This is a genomic window from Janibacter indicus (assembly GCF_900176385.1).
Taxonomy (GTDB): domain Bacteria; phylum Actinomycetota; class Actinomycetes; order Actinomycetales; family Dermatophilaceae; genus Janibacter; species Janibacter indicus.
This window is the reverse complement of sequence record NZ_FWXN01000023.1, coordinates 1-4,428: the sequence shown is the minus strand read 5'-3', so window position 1 is coordinate 4,428 and position 4,428 is coordinate 1. Positions and strand designations below refer to the sequence as shown.

The 4,428-nt window shown below is 65.0% G+C and carries 4 protein-coding genes; 1 reads left to right on the top strand and 3 read right to left on the bottom strand.

Annotation, left to right across the window (positions count from 1 at the left end):
• Window positions 1–209: 209 nt before the first annotated feature.
• From B9B60_RS16690 to B9B60_RS16680, 3 genes are all read right to left on the bottom strand, one after another.
• Window positions 210–1,022 carry an NAD(P)H-binding protein gene (locus B9B60_RS16690; RefSeq protein ID WP_084453216.1) on the bottom strand — a complete coding sequence of 271 codons (813 nt, stop codon included), beginning with the start codon at window positions 1,020–1,022 and terminating at the stop codon, window positions 210–212.
• Between the two features lie 28 nt (window positions 1,023–1,050).
• The gene (locus B9B60_RS16685; protein ID WP_234993916.1) at window positions 1,051–1,719 is read right to left on the bottom strand and encodes an ABC transporter permease; all 669 of its coding nucleotides are present in this window, start codon (window positions 1,717–1,719) and stop codon (window positions 1,051–1,053) included.
• Window positions 1,720–1,813: 94 nt separating this feature from the next.
• Entirely contained in the window at window positions 1,814–2,788 is a 975-nt protein-coding gene (locus tag B9B60_RS16680; RefSeq protein ID WP_084453214.1) for an ATP-binding cassette domain-containing protein, read from the bottom strand.
• 82 nt (window positions 2,789–2,870) lie between these two features.
• Here B9B60_RS16680 and B9B60_RS16675 point away from each other — a divergent pair, with 82 nt between their 5' ends.
• The gene (locus B9B60_RS16675; RefSeq protein ID WP_084453212.1) at window positions 2,871–3,845 is read left to right on the top strand and encodes a helix-turn-helix transcriptional regulator; all 975 of its coding nucleotides are present in this window, start codon (window positions 2,871–2,873) and stop codon (window positions 3,843–3,845) included.
• Window positions 3,846–4,428: the final 583 nt, after the last annotated feature.

Genomic DNA, 4,428 nt, shown 5'->3' with positions numbered 1-4,428 from the left:
TCACGCAGCTCGGCCGGATACCTCTTCGATGTACTCCCTGACATGACTCCATCCTTCCCAAGGAACGGAGCCTCCGGACACGCCGGGGCGGTTCAGATCCAGGTGCGACGTTGGTGCTCCAAGGTCAAGGGGGCGGCGGCCTTGAAGCTGCCGCCCGCGTCCGGTGGGCTGAGCAAGTCTTGGCTGGTGCGCGGGGGCGTCGTTGATGGTCACCAGGTGGCGGCGTGCGTGCGTGCCCATTCTTCGAAGGTCCGTCCGGCGTGCTTTGTGAGTCGGGGGGCGGTGTCCAGGACGTGCCCGGCTCCTTCAGGTGGGTTGGTGGCGAGTTGGATGCCGAACTCGACGTAGTCATCGCCGAGGCCATGTGTTGCCAGTCGTGCCCGCTCTTGGTCCTCTGTGAGCTGGACGTGACGGATTGGGCGGCCGATTGCCTGGGACAGGATTTCGGTCCGTTTGGCCGGCGTGAGGGCCTCTGGGCCGGTGACTCGGTAGTTCTGCCCTGCGTGTCCGTCTTGGGTGATGACACAGGCGAGGACATCGGCGATGTCTGCCTCGTGGACGATGGCGCTCGGGTAGGTGGCCAAGGTGGACACCGTGTTGCGGTCTCTGATCTCTTCGGACCAGTCGGTGGTGTTGTACATGACTTCGACTGGTTCGACTCGACTCCAGGCCAGAAAACTGTCCTCGAGGGCCTCTTCGATGCTGGTGGGTGCCCAGCCTGCGAGGACACTTGCTCGTTGGACGCCTGCTTGCATCGCGAGGGCGATGATGTCGGCGCCGTTGGCGAGGGGTTCGCCGTAGTCTCCTCCAAAGGTGATGAGGTGGACTGCCTCGATTTCGCGAAGCGGGCGGCGCAGCGAGTCGGTGTCGGTGAGGTCACCTTGGACGACCTCCACGTCCTTGGGAAGTTGGGCCTGATCAGGATGCCGTGTGAGGGCGCGGACGTGGTGACCCTCGGACAGGAGTTGGTGGACGAGGTGGCTGCCGATGCGGCCCGTGGCGCCGGTGACGAGGATGTTCATGCTGGTGTGTCCTTTCGCGATGGGTTGGCTAGGTGGTGCTGCGGTTCAGAGAGCGGATCCCGACGAGGGCGCCGATTGCGGCGGTTAGGAGAGCCGCGGCGAAGCCCCAGCCGACGTTGGTAGTGGCCAGTTGTCCCGCGAACAGGTCGCGTTCGGCGTTGACCACGTGGGTGAGGGGGTTGGCCGTGGCCAGTGCCCGCATCCACTGGGGTGCGGCGTCGAGGGGCAGGAGCATTCCGGACAGGATCATCAGCGGGAAGAGCAAGGTCTGGTGCACGGTCCAGAACAGCCAGTCCTGCTCGCGGACCGCCAGGGCCAGCGCGTAGCTGAGTGATCCGATCCCGAGGCCGAGGATTCCCAGGAGGAGTAGGCCAATGAGGGCGCCTGCGGGGCTGGGCCTGAATCCGAAGGGCACCATGACCAGGATGATCACCAGTGCTTGGGCGGTCAGCGGTGTGAACTCCTTGAGGGATTTGCCCAGGAAGAGGGCCGGTCGTGCCAGTGGGGTGACCAAGAGGCGTTCGTGGGTTCCGCTGACGAGGTCCATCTGCAGGTTCGAGCCTGCCCCAGCGGTACCGAACAAGGCGATCATCACCAGGACACCGGGCACGAACCAACTCCATGAGGGTCCGCCTTCGGTGTTCAGCAAGGGGCCGAACAGGAGCAGGAAGAACAGGGGTTGGACGAGTCCGACCACCAGGGAGAGGGGTCGCTCGCCACGGGCTTGAGCTCGCGGGCAGCGACCAAGAGGGTATCGGTGGCGATGCTTCGCCGAGACGTGCTGATGGTGGTCATGCGGACTCCTTGGTGGTGGCGGTGTCGCGCAAGCTGCGCCCGGTCAAGGTGAGGAAGACATCGTCGAGGCTGGATTCCTCGCCGTGTGCCCGGGTGACGGTGATCCCGTGGCCTGCGGCCAGGGTGAGCAGATGGGGCATGGACGAGCGGGTATCCGTGACGTGGGCGCGCACGGTGCAACCGCTCGCGGAGGCGTGCAGCACTTCTTGGGCCTCGCCCAGGTGCGCAGCCAGCACATGCGCGGAAGGTTGGTCGCTGGTGACCAAGGTGACGTGGCTGCCGACGTGGCGATCCTTGAGTTCCCGGGCGGACCCGTCGGCCAGGATGCGCCCGTGATCCACGATGATGATGCGTTCGGCCATGGCGTCTGCCTCGTCGAGATAGTGCGTGGTGAGGACGACCGTCATTCCGGTGTCTTCTCGGAGCCGACGGATGTGCTCCCACAGGTAGGCGCGGTTCTGGGGGTCGAGGCCGGTGGTGGGTTCATCGAGGAACAGCAGGCGCGGGTTGTGGACCAGCCCCATGGCCAGGTCGAGGCGGCGGCGCTGGCCTCCCGACATCTCGCGCGTGCGTCGCTGCTCCATGCCTTGGAGATCGAAGGTGGTGAACAGTTCATCAGCACGCCGGCTTGCCTGGTCACGGCTGGCGCCGTAGATCCTGGCCTGACTGATGACCTCGTCCTTGGCGCGCTGTGCATGTCCTGCGCTGTTGCCTTGACCGACGTAGCCGATCACTGAGCGCACACGACTGGCCGCCCTGACGACATCGCAGCCAGCAACGCGGGCGCTGCCTGCCGATGGTGGGAGCAACGTGGTGAGCATCCGAATCAGCGTCGATTTGCCAGCGCCGTTGGGGCCGAGGATTGCGACGGTCTCGCCTTGGGGCACCGACAGGGAAATGTCGTCAACTGCGACTACGTCCTCCCCGCCGCGGGCGGCGAAGACGCGGCGCAAGCCATCGACGGAGATCATGGGTGGTGAGTGGTGAACCATGTGTTCATCCAAGCGACCCATGTGGACGAAATATGACCACAAGACCTCGTAGCATCGTGGCATGTCGACGATCAGTGCACGGGTGCTGGAGCTTCTCGCGCTCCTCCAGAGCCGACGTCATTGGTCCGGCGAGGAGTTGGCTGAACGTCTGGGGGTCAGCCCTCGGACACTGCGACGCGATGTCGAGAGCTTGGTGGAACTGGGCTACCCGATCGTCACGACCAGAGGGACAGGAGGCGGCTACCAACTTGCGCCCGGGGGGTGTCTACCGCCTTTGGTGCTCAGCGAGGACGAGGCGGCCGCCGTGGTCCTGGCATTGAAGGACGCAGCCACTGGCGCCCACTCCACCGAGTCGGGCGCTGCCGTGACTGCCCTGTCCAAGATCGTCCAAGTCCTGCCCACCAAGATTCGCCGACGCATTGACTCCCTCCGACACGTCGCCACCTTGCCCGGCCCCTATGGAATCCCGCCAACTGTTGACACAGTTGCGCTCACGACGCTGTCGTTGGCAGCGCGCGACCACGAGACCGTTGAGTTCGTCTACACAGATGCACACGGCAACCGATCACAGCGCACGACGCAACCCCATCACGTGGTCTCCCTGCACCAGCGCCTGTACTTGGTCGCCTACGACCTGCAGCGTTCAGACTGGCGTACCTTCCGCATGGACCGGATCGCGAAGCCCAAGCGCACGAGGGAGACTTTTGCGCCGCGCCAGCTGCCAGTGGCTGATCCGGCCGAATATGTGCGCACGAGCGTGATGAGCGCCCCGGTGGTCCACAACCTCACCGCCACCATCCAGACCCCCGCACAGGCAGCCCAACGCGCGCTCGGAGAGTGGGGCACCGCCACCCCGATCGACCCAATTACCTGCCTCGTTGTCATCGCAGCCACAGACTTGGACTGGGCCACATTTGCCTTGGTGGCGATCGGTGCCCCATTCACCATCGACGGCCCGGAGGAGGCCATCGTCCACGCGAGGGGCTGGGCAACAAGGCTTGCCATCGCCACCGAGCCAGACGGAGTCAGCTCCTGAAGCCCTCCCGTGCGGACAACAGCGGAACACGATGCGAGGGGTTCGGGCTGCCAGAGAATGCCAGATCGCTCGATCAACGTGTCCGGTCACTACAGCTAGTGGAGACTTGCAGCGCGCTGCGGCCGACGAGGCTGAGACGATCCGCCCGAAAGTCCAGTTGAACGCCATTGTCGATAAGGGTCGGCCGAGCGACGAATCTCAACCGTGAACGCGACAGACCGCCAGGTCGACGACGACCCAGCCTCACCCAGCGGTGACTAACAGCCGCCCAACTACGGCCAGCCAAGCGCTCCCCCCACTCGAGCTTCAGTACCGCAAGCAGACCGAGGGAGACGCGGTCGGCAGTAGCCCCCTGCCCGCGCGGCGTCCGAGCACCAGAAGTCTGGCGTCCTAGTTGTACTCAGCCAAGAGGTTGGTGACACTCCGTGTCGGGGTTGACGTAAGGGAGGACCCCCGGGTGCGGTGGGTGATGTCTAAGTCGCCTACCGGACCGGAGGTCCTCATGTCCCACGGTAATGCCCGCCTGAACCAGCACGGTCGTGAACTGCTCGTCGAGCGGGTCATCGGTCAAGGGTGGGCGGTG

What these genes read in the sequence shown, in the direction of transcription:
- B9B60_RS16675 (WP_084453212.1), top strand. Translation starts at nt 2,871, where the DNA reads ATGTCGACGATCAGTGCACGGGTGCTGGAGCTTCTCGCGCTCCTCCAG.
- B9B60_RS16690 (WP_084453216.1), bottom strand. Translation starts at nt 1,022, where the DNA reads ATGAACATCCTCGTCACCGGCGCCACGGGCCGCATCGGCAGCCACCTC.
- B9B60_RS16680 (WP_084453214.1), bottom strand. Translation starts at nt 2,788, where the DNA reads ATGATCTCCGTCGATGGCTTGCGCCGCGTCTTCGCCGCCCGCGGCGGG.